This window comes from Variovorax sp. PAMC26660, assembly GCF_014302995.1.
GTDB lineage: Bacteria > Pseudomonadota > Gammaproteobacteria > Burkholderiales > Burkholderiaceae_C > Variovorax.
Genome location: NZ_CP060295.1, coordinates 438,897 through 462,797, shown reverse-complemented (window position 1 = coordinate 462,797; position 23,901 = coordinate 438,897). Strand labels below are relative to the sequence as shown.

General features: G+C 65.0%; 17 protein-coding genes. 10 read left to right on the top strand and 7 right to left on the bottom strand.

Features of this window, described 5'->3' with window-relative positions; translation table 11 throughout:
* Nucleotides 1-43: 43 nt before the first annotated feature.
* Genes H7F35_RS02160 through H7F35_RS02150 form a run of 3 tightly spaced genes read left to right on the top strand, consistent with a single transcriptional unit; the run spans nucleotide 44 to nucleotide 3,095 of the window.
* Nucleotides 44-1,168, top strand: coding sequence for a mandelate racemase/muconate lactonizing enzyme family protein (locus H7F35_RS02160; protein WP_187111348.1), 1,125 nt, complete (start codon nucleotides 44-46; stop codon nucleotides 1,166-1,168).
* Nucleotides 1,165-2,094 (top strand): dihydrodipicolinate synthase family protein, encoded by a 930-nt coding sequence (locus H7F35_RS02155; RefSeq protein ID WP_187111347.1) that lies wholly within the window; start codon nucleotides 1,165-1,167, stop codon nucleotides 2,092-2,094. Before H7F35_RS02160 ends, H7F35_RS02155 begins: the two co-directional genes overlap by 4 nt.
* 29 nt (nucleotides 2,095-2,123) lie before the next feature.
* Nucleotides 2,124-3,095 carry a Bug family tripartite tricarboxylate transporter substrate binding protein gene (locus H7F35_RS02150; RefSeq protein ID WP_187111346.1) on the top strand — a complete coding sequence of 324 codons (972 nt, stop codon included), beginning with the start codon at nucleotides 2,124-2,126 and terminating at the stop codon, nucleotides 3,093-3,095.
* A gap of 30 nt (nucleotides 3,096-3,125) precedes the next feature.
* On the opposite strand, the gene H7F35_RS02145 is transcribed toward H7F35_RS02150, so the two are convergent.
* Both H7F35_RS02145 and H7F35_RS02140 read right to left on the bottom strand, forming a co-directional pair.
* Nucleotides 3,126-4,919 (bottom strand): Ig-like domain-containing protein, encoded by a 1,794-nt coding sequence (locus H7F35_RS02145; RefSeq protein ID WP_261803493.1) that lies wholly within the window; start codon nucleotides 4,917-4,919, stop codon nucleotides 3,126-3,128.
* A gap of 278 nt (nucleotides 4,920-5,197) precedes the next feature.
* On the bottom strand, nucleotides 5,198-5,776 hold the full coding sequence (locus tag H7F35_RS02140) for an HD domain-containing protein (RefSeq protein ID WP_187111344.1): 579 nt from the start codon (nucleotides 5,774-5,776) through the stop codon (nucleotides 5,198-5,200).
* Between the two features lie 346 nt (nucleotides 5,777-6,122).
* Here H7F35_RS02140 and H7F35_RS02135 point away from each other — a divergent pair, with 346 nt between their 5' ends.
* The 3 genes from H7F35_RS02135 (at nucleotide 6,123) to H7F35_RS02125 (ending at nucleotide 10,841) form a co-directional block, all read left to right on the top strand.
* Nucleotides 6,123-7,520: a dicarboxylate/amino acid:cation symporter gene (locus H7F35_RS02135; protein ID WP_187114099.1), complete on the top strand. Its 1,398-nt coding sequence runs from the start codon at nucleotides 6,123-6,125 to the stop codon at nucleotides 7,518-7,520.
* Between the two features lie 83 nt (nucleotides 7,521-7,603).
* Nucleotides 7,604-9,451: an ATP-binding protein gene (locus H7F35_RS02130; RefSeq protein ID WP_187111343.1), complete on the top strand. Its 1,848-nt coding sequence runs from the start codon at nucleotides 7,604-7,606 to the stop codon at nucleotides 9,449-9,451.
* Between the two features lie 7 nt (nucleotides 9,452-9,458).
* A complete protein-coding gene (locus H7F35_RS02125; protein ID WP_187111342.1) occupies nucleotides 9,459-10,841 on the top strand; it encodes a sigma-54-dependent transcriptional regulator in 1,383 nt (460 codons plus the stop codon).
* Nucleotides 10,842-10,859: 18 nt separating this feature from the next.
* Here H7F35_RS02125 and H7F35_RS02120 read toward each other — a convergent pair whose 3' ends face one another.
* Nucleotides 10,860-11,381, bottom strand: a complete 522-nt coding sequence (locus H7F35_RS02120) for a helix-turn-helix domain-containing protein (RefSeq protein ID WP_187111341.1) — start codon at nucleotides 11,379-11,381, stop codon at nucleotides 10,860-10,862.
* Nucleotides 11,382-11,390: 9 nt separating this feature from the next.
* On the opposite strand from H7F35_RS02120, the gene H7F35_RS02115 reads away from it, so the two are divergent.
* On the top strand, nucleotides 11,391-12,911 hold the full coding sequence (locus H7F35_RS02115) for a hypothetical protein (RefSeq protein WP_187111340.1): 1,521 nt from the start codon (nucleotides 11,391-11,393) through the stop codon (nucleotides 12,909-12,911).
* Nucleotides 12,912-13,281: 370 nt separating this feature from the next.
* Here H7F35_RS02115 and H7F35_RS34585 read toward each other — a convergent pair whose 3' ends face one another.
* The 4 genes from H7F35_RS34585 to H7F35_RS02095 are packed head-to-tail and all read right to left on the bottom strand — an operon-like array spanning nucleotide 13,282 to nucleotide 20,834.
* Entirely contained in the window at nucleotides 13,282-14,538 is a 1,257-nt protein-coding gene (locus H7F35_RS34585; protein WP_222622000.1) for an HNH endonuclease, read from the bottom strand.
* 4 nt (nucleotides 14,539-14,542) lie between these two features.
* Nucleotides 14,543-17,800 (bottom strand): helicase-related protein, encoded by a 3,258-nt coding sequence (locus H7F35_RS02105; protein ID WP_187111339.1) that lies wholly within the window; start codon nucleotides 17,798-17,800, stop codon nucleotides 14,543-14,545.
* A complete protein-coding gene (locus tag H7F35_RS02100; RefSeq protein ID WP_187111338.1) occupies nucleotides 17,797-19,605 on the bottom strand; it encodes a phospholipase D family protein in 1,809 nt (602 codons plus the stop codon). Before H7F35_RS02100 ends, H7F35_RS02105 begins: the two co-directional genes overlap by 4 nt.
* Nucleotides 19,599-20,834 (bottom strand): DUF6361 family protein, encoded by a 1,236-nt coding sequence (locus H7F35_RS02095; protein ID WP_187111337.1) that lies wholly within the window; start codon nucleotides 20,832-20,834, stop codon nucleotides 19,599-19,601. Before H7F35_RS02095 ends, H7F35_RS02100 begins: the two co-directional genes overlap by 7 nt.
* A gap of 766 nt (nucleotides 20,835-21,600) precedes the next feature.
* Here H7F35_RS02095 and H7F35_RS02090 point away from each other — a divergent pair.
* From H7F35_RS02090 to H7F35_RS02080, 3 genes are read left to right on the top strand one after another with little or no spacing between them, the layout of a single operon-like run.
* Nucleotides 21,601-22,926: a hypothetical protein gene (locus tag H7F35_RS02090; protein WP_187111336.1), complete on the top strand. Its 1,326-nt coding sequence runs from the start codon at nucleotides 21,601-21,603 to the stop codon at nucleotides 22,924-22,926.
* Nucleotides 22,923-23,423, top strand: coding sequence for a hypothetical protein (locus tag H7F35_RS02085; RefSeq protein ID WP_187111335.1), 501 nt, complete (start codon nucleotides 22,923-22,925; stop codon nucleotides 23,421-23,423). Before H7F35_RS02090 ends, H7F35_RS02085 begins: the two co-directional genes overlap by 4 nt.
* Nucleotides 23,424-23,437: 14 nt before the next feature.
* Nucleotides 23,438-23,896, top strand: coding sequence for a hypothetical protein (locus H7F35_RS02080; protein ID WP_187111334.1), 459 nt, complete (start codon nucleotides 23,438-23,440; stop codon nucleotides 23,894-23,896).
* Nucleotides 23,897-23,901: the final 5 nt, after the last annotated feature.

The following is a 23,901-nucleotide window of genomic DNA, read 5'->3' as shown; positions in this document are numbered from 1 at the left end:
TGAGGAATCCCAGAATCTCCTTCGACACAACCAGGAGACCTCATTGCCGAAGATTCAATCCGTCCATTTCTGCGCCGCCGCCATTCCGCTCGACCGCGTGACGTCGTTCTCCAACCGCACTGTCAGCGTTCGCCACTACGGGCTCGTCAAGGTCCGTTCCGACGATGGCGTGGAAGGTATTGGCTTCTGCTATGTGGGCAGCGCCGGCGGTGCGCTGTTTGCCGCCGCAGTCGAGCAGTTGCTCGCGCCTGTGCTGATCGGCAAAGACTCCTACGCCGTCGAAGGGCTGTGGTCCGCCATGTACCAGGAGTCGCTGCTGCAAGGGCGCTCTGGCACGGTCATGCGCGCCATCAGTGCGCTCGACACGGCGCTGTGGGACCTGAACGCCAGGACGCACGAGCTTCCGTTGCACAAGTACCTGGGCGCGGTCGAGCTTGAATCGGTGCCGGCCTATGCCAGCGGCGGCTACTACCTCGAAGGCAAGACGCCCGCGATGCTGGGCCACGAGATGGCCAGCTATGTCGACAAGGGCTTCAAGGCCGTGAAAATGAAGACTGGCCGCCTCTCGCCCAAGGAAGAAGAAGCGCGATTGAAAGCGGCACGCGATGCCGTCGGGCCCGACGTTGAACTGATGATGGACTGCAACAACGGCTGGGTCGACACCACGCAGGCGATGCAGTACATCCGCCGCTTCGAGGCCTACGACCCGTACTTCATCGAAGAGCCCTTCGGCCCCGACGACATCGAGAGCCACGCGAAGCTGGCGAGGCTGACGCGCATTCCGGTGGCGACCGCGGAGATCGGGTACGGCCGCTGGTATCACAAGGAACTGCTGGACAAGGGCGCGACTTCGATCCTGCAGACCGACGCGCTGGTGTGCGGTGGCATCACGGAGTGGAAGCGCATTGCCGCAACAGCAGCGAGCTACGGCGTGGTGATGTGCCCGCACTGGTTCCATGATGTGCACGCCCCGCTCGTTGCCGCCACGCCGAATGCGCGCTACGTGGAGTTTTTCTGGGATGACCAGGTGCTGAACTTCCGCCGCCTGATCGATCGTCAGCTCGATCACAAGAACGGTCGCGTCATCCTGCATCAGACCCCGGGGCTGGGCTTCGGATTCGAAGAGAAGGCGGTGCAGAAGTACGGCCAATGGGGCGTGGTGCGATGAGCGCACCGAAGCTGCGCGGCGTGCTGTCGCCAGTGCTCACACCGTTCGATGCCGATCTCTCTCCGTCGGTGCCGCGATTCGTCAGGCATTGCCGCTGGCTGCTCGATCAAGGTGTGGGCCTGTCGGTCTTCGGCACGAACTCGGAGGCGAATTCGCTGACCGTTCAAGAGAAGCGCGCGTTGCTGGATGCGTTGCTCGAAGCCGGCATCTCCCCCGGCCGCTTGATGCCGGGCACCGGAACTTGCGCGCTCAGCGACACCATCGAACTCACGCGGCATGCCGTGGCTGCGGGTTGTGCCGGCGTGCTCATGCTGCCGCCGTTTTTCTACAAGGGGGTGTCGGACGAAGGGCTTTTTCGCAGCTTCGCGCGGGTGATCGATGCAGTCGGTGACGAGCGCCTGCGCATCTACCTGTATCACATCCCCCCGGTCTCGCAGGTCGGCATCAGCCTGGCGTTGATCGAGCGCCTGCTCAAGGCCTACCCACATGCGGTGGCCGGCATCAAGGACAGCTCGGGCGACTGGGACAACACGGCGGCGATGCTGCGCGAATTCCAGCCCGAGGGTTTCGACGTATTCGCCGGCACGGAGACGGTTCTCTTGCCGACGCTGCGCGGCGGTGGTGCGGGCTGCATCACCGCGACCGGCAACGTGAACCCCGCGGCAATCGTCAATCTCTACGAACACTGGACTGAAGCGGATGCCGACGACAAGCAGAAGGCCCTCAACGAAACGCGCGCCGTCTTCCAGAAGCTGCCGATGATCGCTGCGATGAAAGCGACCATTGCACGCCAGACTGGCGATGCCGGCTGGGCGGCCGTGCGTCCGCCGCTCGTGGAAATCGAATCCTCGCAGCGGACGACGTTGGCGGCCGGCCTCGATGCCTGCGGCTTTCGCATGCCGAATGCGTCGGCACTTGCCGTCTGACACCCAAGAAAAATCAGGAGACAAAAACAATGAAGCGCAGGTTATTTACCGGCGGTGCCGTTGCGGCCACCCTGGCCGCAACGGGCGTGTTCGCCCAAACGATGCCCAAGAGCGTGACGCGGCTCGTCGTCGGGTTTCCGCCCGGTGGCGGCACCGACGTGCTGGCGAGGCTGATGGCGCAGAAGCTGGGCGTGATGTGGGGCATTCCGGTCGTCGTCGAGAACAGGGCGGGCGCGGCCGGGATCATCGCGGCCGAGCAGGTGGCAAGGGCAGAGCCCGATGGCAGCACCTTGCTGATGGCGCACATCAACAGCCACGGCATCGCGCCGGGGCTGCAGCCGGGCCTGGGCTATTCCGCGGAACGCGACTTCGCGCCGATTGCACTGGTCGGCGCCACGCCGCAGATGCTCATCTGCGCGAGCAACCAGCCGGTGAAAACGCTCAAGGGGCTGGTCGAGCTGTGCCGCAGCCGTCCCGGAGAGATCGTCTTCGGCTCGGCCGGCAACGGATCGGCCCAGCACCTGGCGCTGGAGCTTTTCAAGGCGCGCGCCAACATCGATGTGCTGCACGTGCCGTACAAAGGCTCCGCGCCGCTCGTCAGCGACATGCTCGGCGGGCATGTGCAGTACAGCTTTGAAGGCATGACCACCGCCACGCAGTACCTGGGCAGCGGAAAGATGACCGCCATTTCGCAGACGCGCGCCAGGCGATCCAAGAGTTTCCCCGCCGTACCGACGCTTGCGGAATCGGGCTTCGAAGGCTACGAGGCAAGCATCTGGTTCGGGCTGGTCGGGCCGGCGAAGATGCCGCAGGCAATGGTCGCCCGCATGAACAAGGACGTGAACACCGCGCTGGCCATGCCCGATGTGATTGCGCGGCTGGACCAGTTCGGCGCAGAGGACGGCGGCGGGAGCGCACAGCGCTTCGGCGACTTCATGCATGCCGAGCGCGAGAAGTGGGCCCGCATCATCAAGACCGCCAACATCTCCGTCGACCGGTAGGGCCTGTGGCGCGAAGAGGCTAACGCCGCGTCAGCTCCTGGGGTCGCGGGACGCGGCGGCCGTGCGGATCTTCGCAGCCACCGGCGGTGCGGCATGCGCTTGTGCATTGCCCGGGGCGTTGGTCTCCTCGCTCTTCAGTGCAAGCGCCCGGTAGGGCACCACATGAGCATTCACCTGCATCTGGGCCGACACGCTGGCGGCATTTCCGGCCGCATCGATGGCCCGCGCCTCGACGCTGGCGTAGCCCGATGCAGCAGGGGTCCAGTTGCAGGTGTAGGGCGCGGCCTTCACGGTGCACAACGTCTTGCCATCGACGATGAACTGGATCTGGGCAATGCCGACGTTGGCCTGCGCCGTGGCGGAAAGCGTCGTCGACGTGCTGACGCTGGTGAAGGTGGGCGCGGCCACCGACACCGTGGGCGGTGTGGTGTCCGCCGGCGGATTGACCATCACATTCGCCGTCGCCATGGCCGAGTTGCCCGCAGCGTCCACGCCGATCACGCGGATCGTCTGCATGCCGGGTGCCAGCGGCGTCCATGTGCAGGTGTAGGGCGGGGCGTCGAAGGTGCAGATCGGAATGCCGTCCGTGCCGGCCACCTTCACGCCCCACACGCCCACGTTGTCCACCACCGCCGGCGCGATGGTCATGGGCTGGCCCACCGTGGCCATGGCCGGTGCCGACAGCGACACTGTTGGCGGCGTGGTGTCGACCACGCCCAGCGCCACGTCGATCGTGAAGGTCGACTGGCCCTTCACGGCCTTCTGCTCGAAGGCGTCGAAGATCGTGAACCAGCTCGCCATCGGCGCCCGGCCCGGCGTCGAGGCCTTGACCAGCAGCGTCGACTTCGCGCTGTTGAAGCAGGTGAAGCCGCAGTCCCAGTCGAATGCGAAGTGGCCCGCGGCGTCGGCGTTGCCCTGCACCAGCAAGACCATCGGCTGCTGTGTCGACGTGCCGGCATTGCGCCACACCGACACCTGCGCGCCGGGCAGCGCCGCGCCTGTTTCGCGGTCGGTGATGCGCACCTGCGTGGCCGTGGTGCCCGCCATGTACTTCGAGGTGCCGAACTTCGGCCAGTCGCTCCAGTCGGTGTTGATGTTGGCCTTGGTGCCTGCCGTGAAGCGGATCATGTCCAGCGTGATGATGCGGTTGGTGGCCGGATCGCGCCGCTGCTCGAACACGGTGCCCAGCAGCGGGTCGAGCCGCCAGCTCTGGCGCGTCCACCAGTAGCGGTCGGTGTCGCTCATCAATGCCAGGTCGGCCTGCGGCGCGGTGCCGGTGGTGTCCTTCACCATCGCGGCGTTGTAGTACTCGCCTGCACCGGCGCCGAACACGTGTTCCAGCTCGTGCAGCAGCGTCTTGAGCTGGCGGCCCAGGTAGTCCTTCTCGGTGGACTCGGGCGCGGCGGCGGTGATGGCGCGCGACAGGCGCAGCGGGTCGTGAATGGCAATCCAGTTCAGGTTCCAGGTCACGCCCTTTTGCGGAAAGGTCCAGCTCGCGGCAAGGCCGCCGTGGCTGTAGCCCTTCGTCGATTTGGAGACGCAGACCGCAATCTCCCCGTCGACCAGCCCGCTGTGGCTGCATGGCGGCGCAGAGGCAGGCGCGATCAATTGCAGGTCGCTCGCCGGGTTGAACACGAAGCTGCGCACGGTCTCGCGGGTGAACACCGTGTTGACGTCGGCCACGTACTGCGCGAGGCGCCGGCCCGCTTCCGCGGCACCAATTTCATCGGCCAGCGCCGGGTCGACGAAGAACTTCAAGCGGTGCACGCTGCGTGGCGCATTGCCAACACTGTTCAGTTCGGCCCGGGCTGCGTCGGGTGCCATGAAAGCACCGCAGAACAGCGCCACGGCAGAGAGAAGAACGCGAGAAAAGAGCGAGGTTGCGGCACCCATCTGTTCGCGCTTTTGTGTATCAAAAATGTAAGATTTATGTGATTTAAACACATAAATGCCTCATTATTTACACAAAAGAAACAACTGGGCGAGCGCCCGGTGCGGGCTGCTGTGGTCACTGGGCCGTCACCCGTGGGTGGGAAAAGTCAGTCGCTGATGCAGCCGTGGTGAGCTGCTCGATGGCGGCCGCATCGCCAGGCGGCCGCTCGTCACGAATCAAACGGCGGCACGATGCGGCGCCGCGTGTCGTCGTCGACCAGCGCGCGCAGGGCGCTGAACAAGGGCGTGGTGCCCGTGTGCTTCCTGCCGTAGCCGAGGTTGAAGGCGTAGTCGAAGTCCTCGGGGTTGGCGCCCTGGTTGTGCTGCAGGATGGTTTCGAGCTTGTCGAGCGCCTTCACCGCCTTGGCTTCGGGGGAGGCGGCGTTTTCATACTCGTCCCACAGCGCCAGCAGCTCGCCCCGCAGCTTCTCGTCGAGCGGCGCCATCAGCGTGAGCAGGTCCGCGCGCTCGCGCTCGCTCTTGTCCAAATGGGCACCCTGGCTCACCGCCGGAATGTCGCCATGAATGGCCTCGCCCAGGTCGTGCACCACGCACAGCTTGAGCACCTTCAGCACGTCGAGCCCGGCCAGTTCTTCTTCGAACGCCATCGCCATCAGGCACAGCCGCCAGCTGTGCTCGGCCGTGCTCTCCGCGCGGCCCGAGGAGGTGTGGCTGCTGCGCAGCACGTCCTTGAGTTTTTCCGCCTCGCGCAGGAAGGCGAGCTTGCCCTTGAGTTTCTCGATATTCATCGCGAAGGATCGTAGGGAGGGGGCGCGCCACTGTCCACGCATGAGATATGCGTGTGTGGGGCGCAGCGGCGCCGTTGGTGAATGGCCTAGGGTTTGCCCTAGACCCAGGGTCCGGAGGGCCGGACGGGCTGCTCACGCCGCGGCCGGATCGTCGGCAGAGGCATGCCCCTTGGCCCGGCCCCGATCCTCATGAAATCAACGACTTGGCGCGTTGTACGCCACCTCCTGGCGCGTGGCATATCGATTGCTCAGTGACAGGGTCGCCCCATCGGTTCGATGCGGGCGTCGGCATGCCGGCCCACAGCCGATGCCTGCAGCCGCACCCCTCACGCCGACCGGCAGGTACATGCCGCCAGCGCCTGAAATTTTCCAGGAGACATTCGTGGACCACTCACCCGTACGCCAACCTTTCTACAAGTCTCTGTACCTGCAGGTCATCACCGCCATCGTGCTCGGGGTGCTGCTGGGGCATTTCTACCCTGACACCGGCGCTTCGATGAAGCCGTTGGGCGATGGCTTCATCAAGCTGATCAAGATGATCATTGCCCCGATCATCTTCTGCACGGTGGTGGTCGGCATCGCCGGCATGGAAGACATGAAGAAGGTCGGCAAGACCGGTGGCCTGGCGCTGCTGTACTTCGAGATCGTGAGCAGCGTGGCGCTGATCGTGGGCCTCGTCATCATCAACATCGTGCGCCCCGGCGCGGGCATGAACGTCGACGTGAGCCAGCTCGACACCAAGGGCATCGCGGCCTACACCGGCCCGGGCAAGATGCAAAGCACCACCGACTTCGTGCTCAACATCATCCCCAACACGCTGGTCGATGCCTTCGCCAAAGGCGAGATCCTGCAGGTGCTGCTGATCGCCGTGATGTTCGGCTTTGCACTGCACCGCTTCGGCGGCCGCGGCACCCTGGTGTTCGACGTGATCGAGAAGGGCTCGCACGTGCTCTTCGTGATCGTGGGCTACATCATGAAGCTGGCGCCCATCGGTGCCTTCGGCGCCATGGCCTTCACCATCGGCAAGTACGGCGTCAGCTCGCTGCTGCAACTGGGCCAGCTCATGGCCACCTTCTACGCCACCTGCCTGCTGTTCATCTTCGTGGTGCTGGGGGGCATTGCCAGGGCCCATGGCTTCAGCATCTGGAAGTTCATCAAGTACATCAAGGAAGAGCTGCTGATCGTGCTGGGCACGTCGTCTAGCGAATCGGTGCTGCCGCGCCTGATGGCCAAGCTGGAGAACCTGGGCGCGAAGAAGTCGGTGGTCGGGCTGGTGGTGCCCACGGGCTACTCGTTCAACCTCGACGGCACGTCCATCTACCTGACGATGGCCGCAGTGTTCATCGCCCAAGCGACCAACACCGACATGACCCTCACGCAGCAGCTCACGCTGCTGGCCGTGCTGCTGCTCACGTCGAAGGGGGCTGCGGGCGTCACGGGCAGCGGCTTCATCGTGCTGGCGGCCACGCTCTCGGCGGTGGGCCATGTGCCGGTGGCGGGGCTGGCGCTCATCCTGGGCATCGACCGCTTCATGTCCGAAGCCCGTGCGCTGACCAACCTGATCGGCAACGGCGTGGCCACCATCGTGGTCGCCAAGTGGACCGGTGACCTCGACACCGTGCGCATGCACCAGCACCTGAACCAGGAAAGCACGCTGGAAGCCAACGAGCCCGAGCGCGTGCTCGATGCCACCGACGCGCACATGCCCGCCGGCCCGGCAGCCGCAGCCTCCCGTCAGGCCTGAGCCGGGCTTGCGTGCCTGGCCCCGCAAGGGGCCATCGGGCTGCCACCGATGCGGGCGGCCCGGCCTTGTGCAATAACGCTCCCATGATTTCAAGGGAGCCGGTCCGGCGTTTCGACATGCCTTCCGACAGCAGTACAAGGGGATGGCGCGGCCTGCCGCGCTGGTGCGGCGCAGTGGCCCTGGTGGCCGTGGCCGCCTTTGCCGGCCACCAGCTCGCCATGCAGGCCGGTCTGGCGCGCCTGCGCGAGGCGGCCGACCACCGCCTCGATATGCTCGCGACCGGGCTCGATGCCGACCTGGCCCGCTTCGACTACCTGCCCGCGCTGCTGGAAATGACGCCCATCGTGCCGGCGCTGCTCGGCACGCCCTCCGATCTGCATCTGCGCGATGCCGTCAATCGCTACCTCGACGGCGTCAATGCCACGGCGGGCGCCGAGATGCTCTACGTGATGGATGGCTCCGGCACTTCGCTGGCCGCATCCGACTGGGACAAGCCCGGCACCACGCTGGGCCAGGACCTGTCGTTCCGGCCCTATGTGATCGACGCGCTGGCACAGGGCCGGGGCCGCTTCTACGGCGTGGGCGTCACCAGCAACCGGCCGGGCTACTACCTGTCGTATGCGTTGCGGCGCGGCCAGCCCTCGCGCGGCGTGGTGGCCGTGAAGATCAACCTCGCGGAGGCCGAGCACGCCTGGCGCAAGCTGCCGGGCGACGTGGTGCTGATCGACCAGCGCGGCGTGGTGATCCTGTCCACGCGCGACGACCTGAAGTTCCGGCCGCTGCTGCCGCTCGATGCGCTGCAGCGCGCCGAAGTGCTGCGCTCGCGCCCCTACGGCGACGCCAAGCTGCAACCGCTGCAATGGACGCAGAAAGAGGCGCTCGACCGCGACGTGCAGGTGATCGCGCTCGACGGCCGAGACCAGCTCGCCACCGCCCGGACCCTGCGCGGCGCCCCGTGGCAGCTCGTGGTGCTCGACGACCTGGCGCTGGTGCGCGTGGCCGCGCGCAACGCGGCCATCACCGCCAGCCTCGCGATGGCCGTGCTGTTGCTGCTCGCCGTCGCGCTGTGGCAGCGCCGCCGCGCGGTGCGCCAGCGGCTCGCCAACCAGGCCGCGCTGCAGGCGGCGCACGACACGCTCGAATCGACCGTGGTGGCCCGCACCGCCCAACTGCGCGCCGCGCAGGGCGAGCTGGTGCATGCGGGCAAGATGGCCGCGCTGGGCCAGATGTCGGCCGGCGTGGTGCACGAACTCAACCAGCCCCTCACGGCCATGCGCACGCTGTCGGAAAGCGCCGGCATCCTGCTCGACAGAAACCGCCTGGACGACGTGCGGGGCAACCTCGAACGCATCCGCCGCATGGTCGATCGGCTCGCACGTCTGACCACGCAGCTCAAGACTTTCGCGCACAAGAGCGAACTGCCGCTGGAGCCGCTGCTGCTGTCGCAGGCCATTGCCGATGCGCAGGTGATCGTGGCCGAAGCCTCGAAAAAGCAGCGCATCACCTTCGAGATCGACGTGCAGCCCGCCACGCTGGGCGTGATGGCCGAAGAGGCCGCACTGGGCAGCGTGCTCGTCAACCTCATGCGCAACGCCATCGACGCCATGCAGGACGCCCCATTGCGCACCCTGCGCCTGGAGGCCCGCCCGAAAGACGGCCGCGTGACCTTGAGCGTGAGCGACACCGGCCCCGGCATCCACCCTGACGTGCTGCCGCGCCTGTTCGAACCCTTCGTGACCGGCAAGCCCGCCGGGGCCGGGCTGGGCCTGGGGCTCGTCATCTCGGCACAATTGGTGCGGGCCATGGATGGCACACTGCGCGCGGCCAACCTGAAAGACGGCGGTGCGTGTTTCGTGATCGACCTGCCCGCCGCCGTTGCCGAAACCCGCAACGCCCTCATTCCCTTCCTTTCCATTGCACAACAGGAGTGACCCCCCAGTGAGCGAAGCCCCTGCCATCCGGGTGTTGCTCGTCGAAGACGACGAAGACGTCCGCATCAGCACGACCCAGTTGCTGACCCTGGCCGGTTTCGAGGTCGAATCCTTCGCGAGCGCCGAGCGCGCGCGCCCGCACATCGGCTTCGGCGTTCCCGCCATCGTGGTCTGCGACGTGCGCCTGCCGGGCATCAGCGGCACCGAGTGGCTGCTCGAGCTGCGCAACACCGATGCCGAGCTGCCCGTGATCCTCGTCACCGGCCACGGCCACATCGCGATGGCCGTGCAGGCCATGCGCGAGGGCGCCTACGACTTCATTGAAAAACCCTTCAGCGCCGAGCGGCTGGTGGCCATCGTGCGCCACGCCATCGAGCGCCGGCAGCTCACGCTGCAGGTGCGCGCGCTGCGCGACGCGCTGGAAAACTGGCAGGGCATCCAGTCGGTGCTGATCGGCCGCTCGGCGCAAATGCAGCAGGTGCGCCAGACCGTCAAGACCTTGGCCGAAACCTCGGCCGACGTGCTCGTCTACGGCGAGACCGGCACCGGCAAGGAGCTTGTGGCGCGCTGCCTGCACGATCACAGCGCACGCCGCCGCCAGCACTTCGTGCCGCTCAATTGCGGTGGCCTGCCCGAAGCGCTGGCCGAGAGCGAGCTGTTCGGCCACGAGGCCGGCGCCTTTACCGGCGCCAACCGCGTGCGCATCGGCAAGTTCGAATACGCCAGCGGCGGCACCCTGTTCCTCGACGAGGTCGAGAGCATGCCCATGGCCGTGCAGATCAAGCTGCTGCGCGCGCTGCAGGAGCGCAGCATCGAGCGCATCGGCGCCAACAAGACCATTCCCTTCGACTGCCGCGTGGTCGCCGCGAGCAAAGAAGACCTGAAGGCCATGAGCGACCAGCAGAAGTTCAGGGCCGACCTGTACTACCGCCTGGGCGTCGCCTTCATCGAGCTGCCGCCGCTGCGCGAGCGGCGCGAAGACATCCCGCTGCTGTTCGAGCACTTCACCCTGCTGGCCGCCAGCCGCTACGAGCGCGCCGCGCCGCTGCTGAGCAGCGCGCAACTGGCCGACCTGATGGCCTACGCCTGGCCCGGCAACGTGCGCGAGCTGCGCAACGTGGCCGACCGCTTCGTGCTGGGTCTGCTCGGCGAGCGCCTGACCCAGACGCGCGGCGTGGGTGGCAACAGTGCTGCTGCCGAAGGCGTGCCCGCTTTGCCGAACGGGCTGCCGCAGCAGGTCGCGTCTTTCGAGCGGGCGGTGATCGTTGAAGCGCTGCGCAAGCACCGGGGCGACCAGCCCGCGACAGCCACCGCGCTGGCGATTGCGCGGCAGACCTTGCATGACAAGCTGCGCAAGCTTGGTATTGCGGCGGAAGAGTTCAAGTCCTGACGGGGCCGCCGGCCCGCGTTAGCAGAGCGTTTCGACCAGCCGCGCCGATGTGCCATCGGACAGCGTGAGCCGCGTCCACCGGCACAGGCTCTGCGCGATGGGCACCAACTGCGAATCGTTGGTGCCCGTGACGAACTCCAGCGAGGGCGGCGCGAGCGCATCGCGCCAGCCGATGTCGTCGAGCATCGCTTCCTTGCCCGCGATCTCCGGCGTGGCATAGCGCCAGAGCGAGCGGCCCAGCAACGTGGAGAGCGGCGCGCCGAACTCGGTGGCCCTGCGCGCGGAACAGGCCAGCAGTCGATGCGTGATGTCGCACACCAGATGCACCGGCCGCGGGCTCTCGTCGACGAGCCTGGCGAGCGCATGGTCGGCGGCTGCATCGAGCCGGGCTGACAACAGCTTTTCAGCACGGGCGCGCTCGGCGGGCTCCATGGCTTGCGTGCCGGACTCCCAGCGCGAGATGGTCGATTGGTTGACGTTGAAGAGTTCGGCGGCGTGTGATTGCTTCACGCGATGGAGCAGGCGCCAGGTGCTGACCATCGACCACCTTTGGGCACCGACTTCAGTGGTACAACTTCGTCGGATCAAAAAATCACTCCAATGCAAAGCCATGGCATCCAAAGCATTCTTCCGACCGGGAAAAAATCCACTCTCGATTTCATCACTATGAATGCTCTCCTGGTTCACCCCACGAGCGGAGCCAGTGGCAATCTCCTTTGGCCACTGCCTCCGTCAGACGCGGACTTGGAACGCATTCGTTCCGGCGTCGATTACATGCGCTCACTAGGGTACTGGGCCAGTCCATTTCCAGAACGCGACGGTGTCACGTTCAACAAGGAAGGCTATGAGCCCTCCTTGGGGTTGACGCATCTACGGGAGGCGTTCACCTTCATGACGATTGAAGAGACAAAAGGCGCTCACGCGTATGACGTCTTAGGAGCACTCGCACTGGATGCCACCATTACGACAACCTACCTTGTCCCCGTCGATAGTCTCCTTCTATATGAAACCCTGAAGCTCGGTAGGACGACGATTCATGCGCCGGTCAACGGTGAAGATATCCCGCTGCAATTGCACTCGTGGGGCACAGCACTTTGTGACGTACCAGGCGCAGATGTCGATCCCAACTGGGCCCCCCTCAGAAAGAAATCATTCAGCAGCTTGGCGACGCTATTGAGCTACCCCCTCATTGAACGGCGCATCGAAATTCCCGCCAAAATCCTGTACGCGGCGAAAGTTTCGGTTTCCGGCCAAGAGCGACTAATTGACTATGTAGCCCAGGATGCGGATCGCTCTCTCGACTTGTTGAGATGGCAATTTTGCTCGCACAAACGACTTGAGTACCTTCCCGGCAAGGCTGGATGGGTGGGCGAATTCTGCTACGCCTACGTTGTTCCTGATTTTGGACTAAGAGAGGGTCTGCTCGGTGCCAAACCTCAGGTTCTCCGGGTGGAGAACAACTGGCTCGGATTGGAGGTCGATATATCTCCAGATGGTGGAGTCATCTCAGCCCTGGCAAGCATCTTCGACGGCGACAGCAACAATGCGTTGTCTAAGGAAATTAGATCCGCACTGCGATCAATAGGGCAAGCGTATTACCTGGTCGAACCTGAGGCCACTTTCTTGAGCTTGGTCTACGCAATCGACGCGCTATGCGAAGTAGGTGACCTACGCGGCGATCACCAACGAGCCTGGGTCTGCGCAGCGGCAGCTAACGGAAGCCCTGAGCGCTTCACAGATCTTCGGCCGCAATATGAACTCTTGTACAGCCTCCGAAATCGGCTGGTTCACGGCGGCGAGACCTTCAGCAGTCTCGGCAAAGAGCCGCGAGAAGTAAATCAACTCGTCGGCTCGATTCTTTCTGCGGTAATTGAGGGCATTCTCAGCAGGGATTGTCTCTCTCGACGTGATTTTGTAGACGCGATTTTGGCCGACCTCCAGCGCCCGGAATACGTAGATGCAATCAACCAGTGGGGTTCCAGTCACATCAAGTGCCCCCTCTCCTCCTTGATGGACGACAAGACTTTCGCCAAAGTAATTGAAAGGGGATCGACATACAAGAAGGACTGAGCCGGCGTTCCATTGACGGCCCGCAGCCGAGGCTTGTTGAGCGAACAGCGCGAATGGCGGGCATGCCCTATGTTGGCCGCGCTTTCGTAAGCAGAGGGTCACCATATACAGTCATGGCCAGTGAGACCTGCCCCTGTTCGAGCAGGCGCTGGCCCGACTGATGGTCTGACTGGCGTCAGTGGAACGGGCGGTCCGGCGCGCCAGTTCAGGCTCGCGTCGCCTTCGTGCAAGGCCGGGTTTGCGTCGCATGGCAAGGAAGTCTCGAGGGTCGACCAGGCTCAGACGATTTAGGGCGTCCCGGACAGGCTGAACTGTCAAGACCGTGTGGCAGCGCCTGCAGGCGCAGTCGCGCACCCTCGGTCCCGCACGGTCAACCAAATCCGTGCGTCTCGCGATGCTGCCGGATGTAAGGCAGATGCCGAGGCTTCAGGAGAACGCGGGCGTCTCTCGCAAGTCCGACGCAGGCAAGTGCGCCGTCATCCAACGCATCCGACACCAGCAACCGGCCGTCGTCGCGAAAGGCGATGAGCCCCGCATCGAAGAGGCGGTCGACGGACGCCGCGAGAAGCAGTCCGTTGTACTCGTCCAGCCTCGCATGATTGGAGCAGGTGGCCCACGGCTGCGCGTGGGAGGCGACGAGCACGCGCTCGACGGCGCAGCCCGTCGCGGCGCACTTGGCGCCCCACAGCCTCAGCATTCGCGCCCGATAGCCACCCTGGCCGACGCGCGCGTTCGCCAGTGCCCTGCGCGTCGTTTCCGGCAGGCCCATTGCCAGGGGGTCGTCCGCCAGCTCGGCTTCGGCACCGCGCGCCTCGACACCCAGCATCCGATCCTCGGGCGACGGGGCCGGCAGGCGCTGGCGCAACACCGCCATCGATGCGGGTGCCAGGGTGCACGGAGCGAACTGAAGCGGGCCGTCTTCAAGAGCCCGACCCGTGTGCAGGTTCCTCAGATCGCCGCGGCGAATCGGCGAATCGAGTGGGCCGACATTCTCCAGTTCGACCCATGCGCTCGGCCCGACCTGAGTCTGTACTTCGACGACATCGCCCGCCAACGAGGTGCTCGCGTCCGTGTCGCTTAGAGCGATCAGCACCGTCAGCGGGGCGAGGCCCGCAGACCTGTCGTGCAGGAGCGTTTTGATGGTGCTCCAGTTCTGACCCCGCAGATGCAGACCCAGACCGCCGTTGCCCAAGTCGTGTAACGACTGGGGCGACGACTCGATCGAGGTCCACACCACGTCGGGTTCGTGGCCTGTCGTGCGCCGGCCTTGCAGGTAGTCCTCCGGCGTCCCCAGGGGCGCGAGCTTCGCGCCCCGCACGAGGTGCCGCAGTTCCGCGGCGATCACGTAGCCCTTCACATTCCGCCGTGCATGGAGCTTGAGGCTGTTGCTTCCTTTGCCGGCGGAGGGCGGATCGTCCGTCACGCGCGCCGACGCGCCTTCGAAGACCACGGCGTGTATCACCTCTTCCAGGCGATCGACATAGACGCCTTGTCCGTGCCGGTCGGGGCCGATCACAAAACCTTCTTGCTGGGTGCCGATCTGCACCTTGCGGTAGGGAAACCGGAGCTGGTCCTCCTGGTCCACCAGCGCAAACCGATGGTCGATGGATTCCTTCTTGCTGGGCATCGGGCTAGGCCGGGGAGGTGGGTCTGTAGTTGATCGGCGCCAGGTCGATGAGCAGCGCTCGGCGGATCTCATCCAGATCCTGCGCGTCGTAGTTTCTGCGCAGGAGGTTCTCGATGAGCTCCTGCTGGCGCGGTTGGCCGAAGGACAAGCGGTAGAGCGACAGGATCCGAAGAATTTCGTCGAGGCGTGAGACCTCGGCACTGAAGGGCATGGACGGGACCACGCGCTCGATCCGTGCTGTGCCGCCTGGGACGTACCAGAACGGAACCATGTCCGTCTTCTGGGCCGCGGCACTGGCGAGCCGGAATAGCTCCGACCAAGGATCGGCGGCATTCCCGAGATGCGGTCCGTGCACCTGAGCCACCCGCTGGCGCACCACGAGCGACTTGAATCGGTTGACCCTTCCTTCGCGTTGCTCCAGGTCGATGGGGTTGGAAGGCAGGCTCCAATGGACGACGCGACGGCAGTACCAGTGGAAGTCCAGGCCCTCCTGTCCGATCGAAGTGGAGTTCAACATAAACGGCCAGAAGGGCGAGTTGAAGGACGCACGGATGTGGGCGATGCGGTTCAGGCCCGCTTCCTCGGTGCCGCGCTGGTTGCCCAGGGGAACGGCATAGTGGCAGTGGAAGCGCACGTCGTGGTTGCGACGCTCCGAGCCGGGCAAGTTGCTTTGGGCGGTGACCGAGACGGCGCTGGTGCCAACGGCGACCTCGAAGGCCTCCACCGACTCCTTCATCGTGTTGTTGGCGGGCTTGAGCAGGTGCATGTACTCGTCCAGCACGGCCTGAAGATTGCCCATGGCCGCGTATTGCACGACCGCGACCCAGGGCCTGGCGCGCGGCAGGACGGCACGGATCACGAGTTGCGACTCGACGCGATTCATCTTGTCGACGAAGGCGAGCGCGGCGTCCGAGACGCGCATGAGCCGGGTTTCCAGCGAGTCGTTCGATCCCGGCGGCCAGGTGACATCGAATGCCCTCTTGAGGCACACGCCGGGCCCGGCGATGGCCAGGTCGACCAGGAACGCGAGCAGATCGGCCGGTGGCGCTCCGAGTTGCAAGTCTGCCCCCTCGGTCCCTTTGGCGGCTTCCACCATCCTCGCGACCTGGGTCTTCCGGGCGACGGCGACCTTGGATCTGGCGATCGAGCGTGCCCACGTGTCGAAGTGGTCCGTCTTCCCCTTCAGTCGATCGAGGAGCATGGGTGCCATGGCATACCAGCGAGTCTCGTGGCGGCGCGTGCCGCCACCGTGCTTGGCGACCAGCGCATCGAAATCGGTCTGGATGCGATTCCGTATTGAGGCACGCAGCGCGCAGAGTTCGCCACCGTTTGGCGACAGTCGCACGGCGCCCAGCACCGCGGACGGGTAGACCAGGGCCCATGCCGCGGATACAGCGTTCTCGTCGCTGCGAAATGCGCGGCTGGATGATTCCCTGGCATCGAAATAGGACGGGCGTTTGCCGCGTTTCGGTTGGAGCCTGCGTTCGCACTCATAGGACACCAGGCTGCTCAGTGCGCGAGGCGCAGCCATGAGTGATGAGAACAGCAGCGTTTTGCTGAACCCTTCCTTGTCTCGGAAGGGCCCGTCCGCCGCGTAGTTCGGCAGGCTGGGAGCCAACCAGAGGAGTTGCTCCGCCCCGCAGGGCGCGGCCACTTCGAGCACCTGCTTGAACCTGTCACTGGGCGCGTCTTGGCCCAGATCGATCTGGAAGTTGTTCAACGCCGCGGCGGGAATCCAGGCGGCGCCGGCCTTCTTGAGTGCCTCCTTGACCATGGGCACGCCGCAGTGCGAGCGAAGGGTGTCTCTAAATTGGTAGCCAGACAGGAACGAGAGACTCCAGGGGGCCGCCTTGTGGAAGGACATGACGTCCGCGACGCCGGGGCTGATGGACGATGTCTTGAGCGCCTCGGCGAGGCGGTCCAGTGCGATGAACGACGCCACTTCCGCGTTGCTTGGCGTCGACGCGCGCATCCGCCTGTCCACGAACACCTCGTCGATGCCCCGTTCGATGCCCGCACGCTCCGTGCGGCAGATGTAGTGGCGCAGCGCCGATTCGGCATCGTGTTTCGGCTCCCGCGGCAGGCTGCCTGGCACCAGTGGGCTGGGAGGCAGGCACAGCAGGCTTTGAAGCAGGGCCTGGCGGGCGATCTCGTACCGCTGCCGGGTGTCTGGGTCGCGCTCGGCCAGGTAGGCCAACAGCTGCGTGATCTGCTGCGAATGGGCCTTCTGGTCGTCCTCGTCGCCCAGGTGCGACAAGGCCTTGAAAGGGGTCGCCGACAAGAGCAGCGTCGCATAGCCGTCGCCCTCGTGCAGCACCCGGCGGGCAATCAATTGGCGTTCGGACTGCTGCACGGTGTCTTGCGTGCCGTGGCCGGACTGGGGTTCGATCCGCACCAGGTCGTCAAAGCGCTGGAACTCGTCCAGGATGAATAGGTCGGCCCCCAAGTTCCCCGCGCAGCACTGGACGAAGACATGGCGAAGGCCGGCACGCACGACGGCGCTCAGGTCGGAGAAAACGTGCGCTTTGCCCGAGCGTCGACCGATCGCGCTGGCCAACGCGCGCCAACTGCGAAGGCTCAGACCGGCGTCGATCGCCGCCTGTGTCGTCTTGTCGTCCAAGCTCGGCTTGGTGCCGAGCATCCGGCGGAATTCCTTGAGCGATCGGGGCTCCAACCCTTTGCTTTCCTGGAAGAACTTGCCGGCATCGCTCCATGCTCCGACATAGTCCCGGCTGAAGAAGCGCTCGAGTTGCGGCGTGTCGTCGACACCCGCGCTCACCACGGCACGCCAAAGGATGAAGCGCTCACGTGCATTGCCGCCCCCTTGCGTCAAGGTGAACGAGGTCGCGGGGGTGAGCGTGCAAAGCTCGATGAGCGCACCGGACGGAGCTGCCGGCCGCCGAAGGCCGAGCTCAGCCAGGCGGCTGAAATTGGGCGCGCTCACCCACCGCTCGGCGTCCTTGTCGTGAAAGATCGCGAGCTTGCGCTCGTTCTCCCTCGCGAGCGCCTGGTTGGAGCAGATGTAGGCCACGCGCAATGGGCGACGGACCTCGCCTGCCTTCAGCCGCTGCTTGAGCAACGAGGCGATGACGCCCCGTGCAACGAGCGTCTTGCCCAGACCCACCTCGTCCGCCACGAGCAGCCTTCGCCCCAAACTCTGCCCACCATCGAGGCGTTCGCAGGCGGCTTCGACGGAAGCCCGCTGAAAGTCGGTGAGGGAAGCCAATGCCTTGTCGACGGCGGCAAGCGCGGGGTGCGTCATTCGGGATGCCTTTTGCAGAATGGCTCAAAACCCGTGAACAGCTCGGCGAGCTCTTCCGGCAGTTCGACGCCTTCGTCGCGCGCACGCTGCCAGACATGCAGGGCCCTGGCGATGCGCTCGGGCGCTCGGGCGGCGGCGCGCAGCAGGCGTTCGTACAGGCCGCCACTGCCGTCGATGCCGAACATGTCACCCGCGCCGCCCTTGCTTTTTTCCTTCACGCCCTTGAAGCCTTCCGAATCCAACAGCATGTGAAGGTAGCTCAGCAGCTTCTCCCTCGAGCCGACCGTCTCCTTGAAGACGGCACGACGGCGCGCGTCCGAGAGTTCGGCCGACACGCGTGCCTGCACGGAAAACCGGGCCAGGACAGTGCCGCCCTGTCCGCTGATTTCCACTGGCACGAAGGCGCTGATCTCCGTCAAGCGCAGCGTGTCCCAAGCGGTTCGCGAGGCCAGTGGTTTCCACGCGTCGCGGCACAGCAGCCCCACGGACACCGCGAAATCGGGCGGGACCACGGGTTCGGGGTCGAGCGACAACTCGACCCGCCAATGGTTTTCGCCGGACGGTTGCGCCTGAAGGCGCCATTGGCAGGACACCAACTGATGGGTGAGGCGTCTGAGTCGCTGGCGCTCCTCCGCGGTCGCGCCCGTGGGTTCCGCGAAGACGTGCGCGGTGAACACGTCGTGCTTGGACCACTCCTTCATGAGCGCCGCGGGCCCCGCACGGTTGTTCGCGCCGTCCAACCGAAGCATGAATTCCTGGTTGCGAGGAGCGCTTTTGCCGGGTTTGCCAAAGGCCGCGTTCGTCATGTTGGCGGACCCGATGTGCCAGTACGCGTTCTTGCCCACCCGGACCACGACAAGCTTTGCGTGCAGGTTCTGGGGCGCAGCCCGTGACTGGCCCAGGCGTTCCTCGCCATCCACGACGGCGTCCCGAAGTCGCTGCACCTGCCAACCGTCCAGGCTGCCCGCGCGGACGGCGTCCAAGGTATCGGCGCGGCTGATGAGGGTCTTGCTGCCCGTGGTCCGGAGAGCGAGGTGCTGCAGCATGCTGTCCGGATCAACGTCCAGAAACGGGGAAACGACCAGCAGTTCGTCGAATCGTCCCGTCATGAGGTCCGAGGCGAACGGCGTCCGGTGGCTGCGTCCTTCCTTGGCGCCGTGGCCGGGCAGCATGGCCACGCGATCGAAGAACGGCGGGGCATCCCAAACGACATCGCTAAGCGACTCGCGCATGTTGTCGAGCAGGCTGGCGTGTTGCGTCGATGCGGGGAGCGTGCGAAGGAAATCCTGCAGCGCATCGGGTTGCTCCCGGCGCCGTCTGCCCGAGGGGGTGCCGTCCAGCGCGACGGCCACATCCCAGCTGCGGTCGAAGGTGAGGTTGCGCGACAGAACCACGAGCCGGAACACCCGCTCGTTTGGATCCGCGATCGAGCAAAAGCGCATGAGCCAGACCTTGGGATGGAACGATGCGTACGCGCCGTCCGCGCCATCCATCGCCATGCAAGGCACGAGCAGCGGTTCCAGCAGGGAAAAAAGTCGATTGAACTCGCCGGGTACGTGAATGCAGCCGCTTTGGTGAAAGACCAGCAAACGTCCCTGCAGCTGGTCCAAGCACTCCAACAGCGCCAGGCGCTCGCTCGAGATGTCTCCCTCGAGCGTCTGGTCCATGTGAAGGGCCAGGGAGGCCGCCACCAGGGCGCCCAGATCGAGGGAATAGGTCGTCGCGAGGGCGATGTCCAGCTGGAACCCCTCGGGTGGCTGGAGCTCTTGGCCGTAGTCGAGGCGGTCGTCCTTGATGCTCAGCATGCCGCGGGTTCCGCGATGTCCTTGAGCATCCTGCGCGCGGTCTGCCAGCGGTAGTCCAGCGCTTCCATGCCGAACCAAGACGACGCCTGCTGCGGCCCACGCAGCAACAGCGAGCGTTCCTTCTTGTTGCCCTTGGCCTGCGCCTCCACCAGGTCTTCAAGGAACCTCATAGGCTTGTCGGCACGCATCGCATCGTTCCAGGCAACCAGAAAATCCCGGGTCTGACCGCGCACCTTCAGCTGACCGTGTACTGCCGCGCTAAGCCAGACATCGGGCGCTTCGGCGTGGAAGAGCTCGGTGGCTCGCGCATCCGCGCGCCAGTCCCGAAAGCGCGTGCGGGTTTCATCGGCGAGCCGCGTGATCTCGAAGCGGCGCGCCATCAGTCTGTTGAACACGATGTGGGCGCCCTCGACCGCGCGGCTGAACTGGTCTGCGGCGGCGATCGTCTCGCGGCTTTGCGCACTCAGCGTTTTTTGGCCATGGGCCCACTGCGCAAAAGCGCCAAACCGGGTCGTCTCGCCGGACAGGGCACCTGCGGCAAGTCCGGACGACAGCAGCTGCGCCATAACGCTGTGCGCGAGGCCCTTAGCGTCGCGGATGCGCGTCTCGAGGAACGCCGCTTCCTTCTTGTTTAGGTCGAGCGTCAGGGTGTCGCGCAGCGGCCCATGCGAGCTTGGCGGGCGGCGGACCTTGGTTTCGAACCGGTGGTCTGGGTCGTCGGTGCCATCGTCCGCCTCGACCAGACCGTGGGCATGGTGATCACGTCGCCACTCGCGGCAAAACTCCGCCAGCGATTGCTTGGTATCCACGATTCCGAAGACTCGAAGTCCGTTCCAGTACGTCGACGACGGACGCCGCTCGACGCCGCCGGTGGCGACCGCCGTGTGACCAATGATGTCGGTCGGCGAAATACCCAAGCGCTCATGATTTGCCTTAAGGACGCGGGCAAGATCATTCTCGGCGCGCGCCAGGTACTCGGCCAATGGCTTCTTGCGCCTCTTCGCATCCGGGAGTTCGGCCCAGTCAAGCAGCAGCTTGGGGACCGCCAGGAAGTACCTCGCGCAGGTTTGAATGGTGGACAGGCCCGGAAACATAGCGTCCGAGAACGCGTCGCGGACCTGGCCAATGCCCAATTCATCCAGCGTGCCGGCCTCCTTGAGCAAAGCCAGCACCTCACGGACCCGATCTCGGTCATCGGACGAAAAATCGACCCATCCCAGGCGACCCACGCTCAGACTCCTTGTCGCGGTTCAGCAGTCATGCGATGTACTCAAACTCAAGATCAATGGCTGGACGGTGAAGAGGCAGTCTCGGCTTCGAGGCGGCAAAACATGTCGCATCGCGACAACCAATGACGCCATCGATTGTGACACAATCAGTTACGTATTTGGGACTTTGCTGGCCGAAGCTTTTAAAGACAAATGTGCGCATTGGCCCGGTCATGAAAGCCGCTGTCCGTATCCTTGGGCATGTCAGTGACAGCGAAGCGTTGTTGAGCTGTCGTTGGAAAGGCGTAAGTGAGGGGCAGCAACCGCTGCGCAGCAGTCCATTAATCTCCATCGCCGCGGCCGACGCACTCAAGGCCGTGGGTGTGGGCGACGCTGTGTAAACCGCTGGGATGCCCTGTCCGGGCTCATCTAGAGCCGGGCCAGCGCTGTTCAGCCGGTGCGCCGCCGCTGCGCCTGCATGCCCGCACGTTGGACTCCTATGCCATCGCGGGTTCAGCCAGTTCACGGCACAATCTGATGCCAAATGTTTCACGCGGGGCTGCTTTAGGCCGCGTCAAGGGAGAACAAATCGGTGGGGATACTGGACGATTTGGGTTCGCTGTTTCAGTCGTTGTTGGCGCCCGCCTCCACCTCGGGGCCCTCCAGAGCGTCGTCGCGACCGACAACGCACGCGCCTCGGAAACTGACGCCCGGCGACGTCCACAAAGGCACTGTTCGGTACGTCGGAGCGAAACACGCAAACATCGATTCCAACGGGTTCCAAGCAGTGGTGTTCCGGACCGAGATGGCGCGTCACTTCGTCCAGGATGCCGCCGAAGTCGTTTCGATTGGAGACGCCGTCGAGTTCGTGCTGGTCGCGCCGAGCGACCGCGGTGGCTGGATTGCCAGCCTGTCCGCTGTGGAGGAGGCCAGTGCCCGCGAGTCCATGGCGCACCTGAAGCCGGGCGACGAACTGGACGGCACGGTGATCGCCCTCGAAGCCCGGCATGCGGTGCTCGCGTGCGAAGGCTTCAAAGCCCATGTGCCGCTCGCGGAGATGTCTTGGGGCCGCGTCCGCGGGCCAGGCGACGTGATGGACCTGCACCGTTCTTACCGGGTGCGGGTGCTCGACGTGCGCCTGCCGGACCTGTGGCTGATCAATAAGCACGCCCGCAAAGCCCATGTCATCGCCAGCCTGCGAGACTGTCAACCCTGCCCCGAGTCGCCTCTCATTCGGATGCCGTTCAGCGCGATGCCCTTCCGGCTGTGGGCCGAACCCCGCAAGCCGCGTACTTGCGATTCAGTCATGTTGTACCTGTTGGACGAACTCGATCGGGGCACACTCATGGCCACGATCCGCGATACGACCGGCCTGCCCGCCAACGCATTGGCACGCATGCTCTCTGTATTGGAAGGGGAAGGCTTAGTCAGCGGCGTCCTTCTGACCGGGCAGGGGCGTGCGCTCGCGGCGTCGCTGGCCCGAGCAAGCTCGCACAACAGGAAGCCGCTGCGCGGCCTGTTCGCCAGCGCCGCACCTGGGCAGAAGCAGTTCCTGCCGCCTGCCACGTCGACAGCGGATGCGGACTACCCGCGGTCTTGGCCCAGCCCGCCACGTGCACGCAGGTCCGAGGAAAGTTTCCTCCAGTTCTTCGGTGACGCCCTACCAGTGGCGTCTCTGCGTGCAGTGATCGACGCCCCAGCGCAGTCGCAGTTCACGTCGCTGTTGGACGACCACGGCCTCATGGTGCTTGCGCAGCGCGACGGCAGGAAGCCTTCACGAACGGTGTGGCTTGACGTGCCAGATCACTGGATACTGGCAAGCCTGCATTCCGCCTTCGAGCCACTCGGCCCCACGCCCTTCTGTCCCGCCGACGTGGCTGACCATGCCCGCCAACTGCTACTGGTGAAGCTGACAGTCGCAGCGCCGCACACGCAGACCGAGCAGACGGTGTATCTAGAACCCTGGACCCGCACCTGCTGGACGAAGCGGCGGGACGGCCGTATACGCGAATTTGAACGCGACGAGACCCACTTCCCACCTCTGCCCGACCCAGTCGTGCTGGGTAGCCAAGTCACGGCCAGCACTTGGGTCGTCCTGGAGATCAAGTCATGACTGCACCGGCTCCGAAACACGCACTGCGGTTCATGGCCGGCATCGCGCAGGAAGCCCAGAAGCTGGGTCTTCGCAAAGGGTTGGGCGCCGCCGCGGCGAAGGCCAACCCGGTAGTCATGGTGCTCGAGGCCGCATCCGCCATCGTCGGGGTCGTTGACTCTTTCCTGCAGTACCGCACCGCCGCGGCCCACCGCGATGGGCTGCGCGACATGATCCCGAGCGAAGCCGGGCGCTTGGCGGCAGAGCGTGCGCAACTGGCACTGCAGATCGAACGGGTCCGTGCAGACATGAATCAACGCGAGCAGGTGCGTGACCGTCTCGTGCAACTGGTAAAGGCCTGCGTCGGTGCTGTGCGAATGGCATGGGACGAATTGAGCCGCCTGCGGGACGACGACCTGCCCGACCTCAACCGCATCGATGCGATGACCGCTGATCTCGATGACGCCTGGCGCCAGTTCCAGACCGCGTTGGAACACCACCATCAGACCACCCACTGAACCGAAAAGCACCCATGGCCTCTTTAAAGATCAACCTGCCCGCAAACGGGACCTCTGCATCAAGCCACGATGGCGACCCCAAGATCTTCCTCGAGCAGATCAAGGCGGACACCGCCCGCGACAAGGGCCGGCTGGACATCATCAAGGAAGCCATCGGCGTCGTGAACTCGATCTTCGGCGTGATCAAGTCGTACCAAGAACTGCAGGGCAAACGGGCGGAGTGGGTCGGACGCGTCGACGTGGCCCGGTCGGAGCTGGCCAAGGCCGAACTCGACTTGGAGAAGGAACTGCAAACGACGGTCCAGCACCTCGCGTCGCTGCAGTCGATCAACCGGACACAGGAGAAGCTGCTTGGCTTCTTCGATCAGCTGATGGCCGAACTGACTTCGGATCAGGTCAGCGAACAGGTGCGGCGGGACACCCGCCAAGAGCTGTTGAAATTATCGGAACAGCTTGTCAAGCTGAGCAAGTGAGCGGC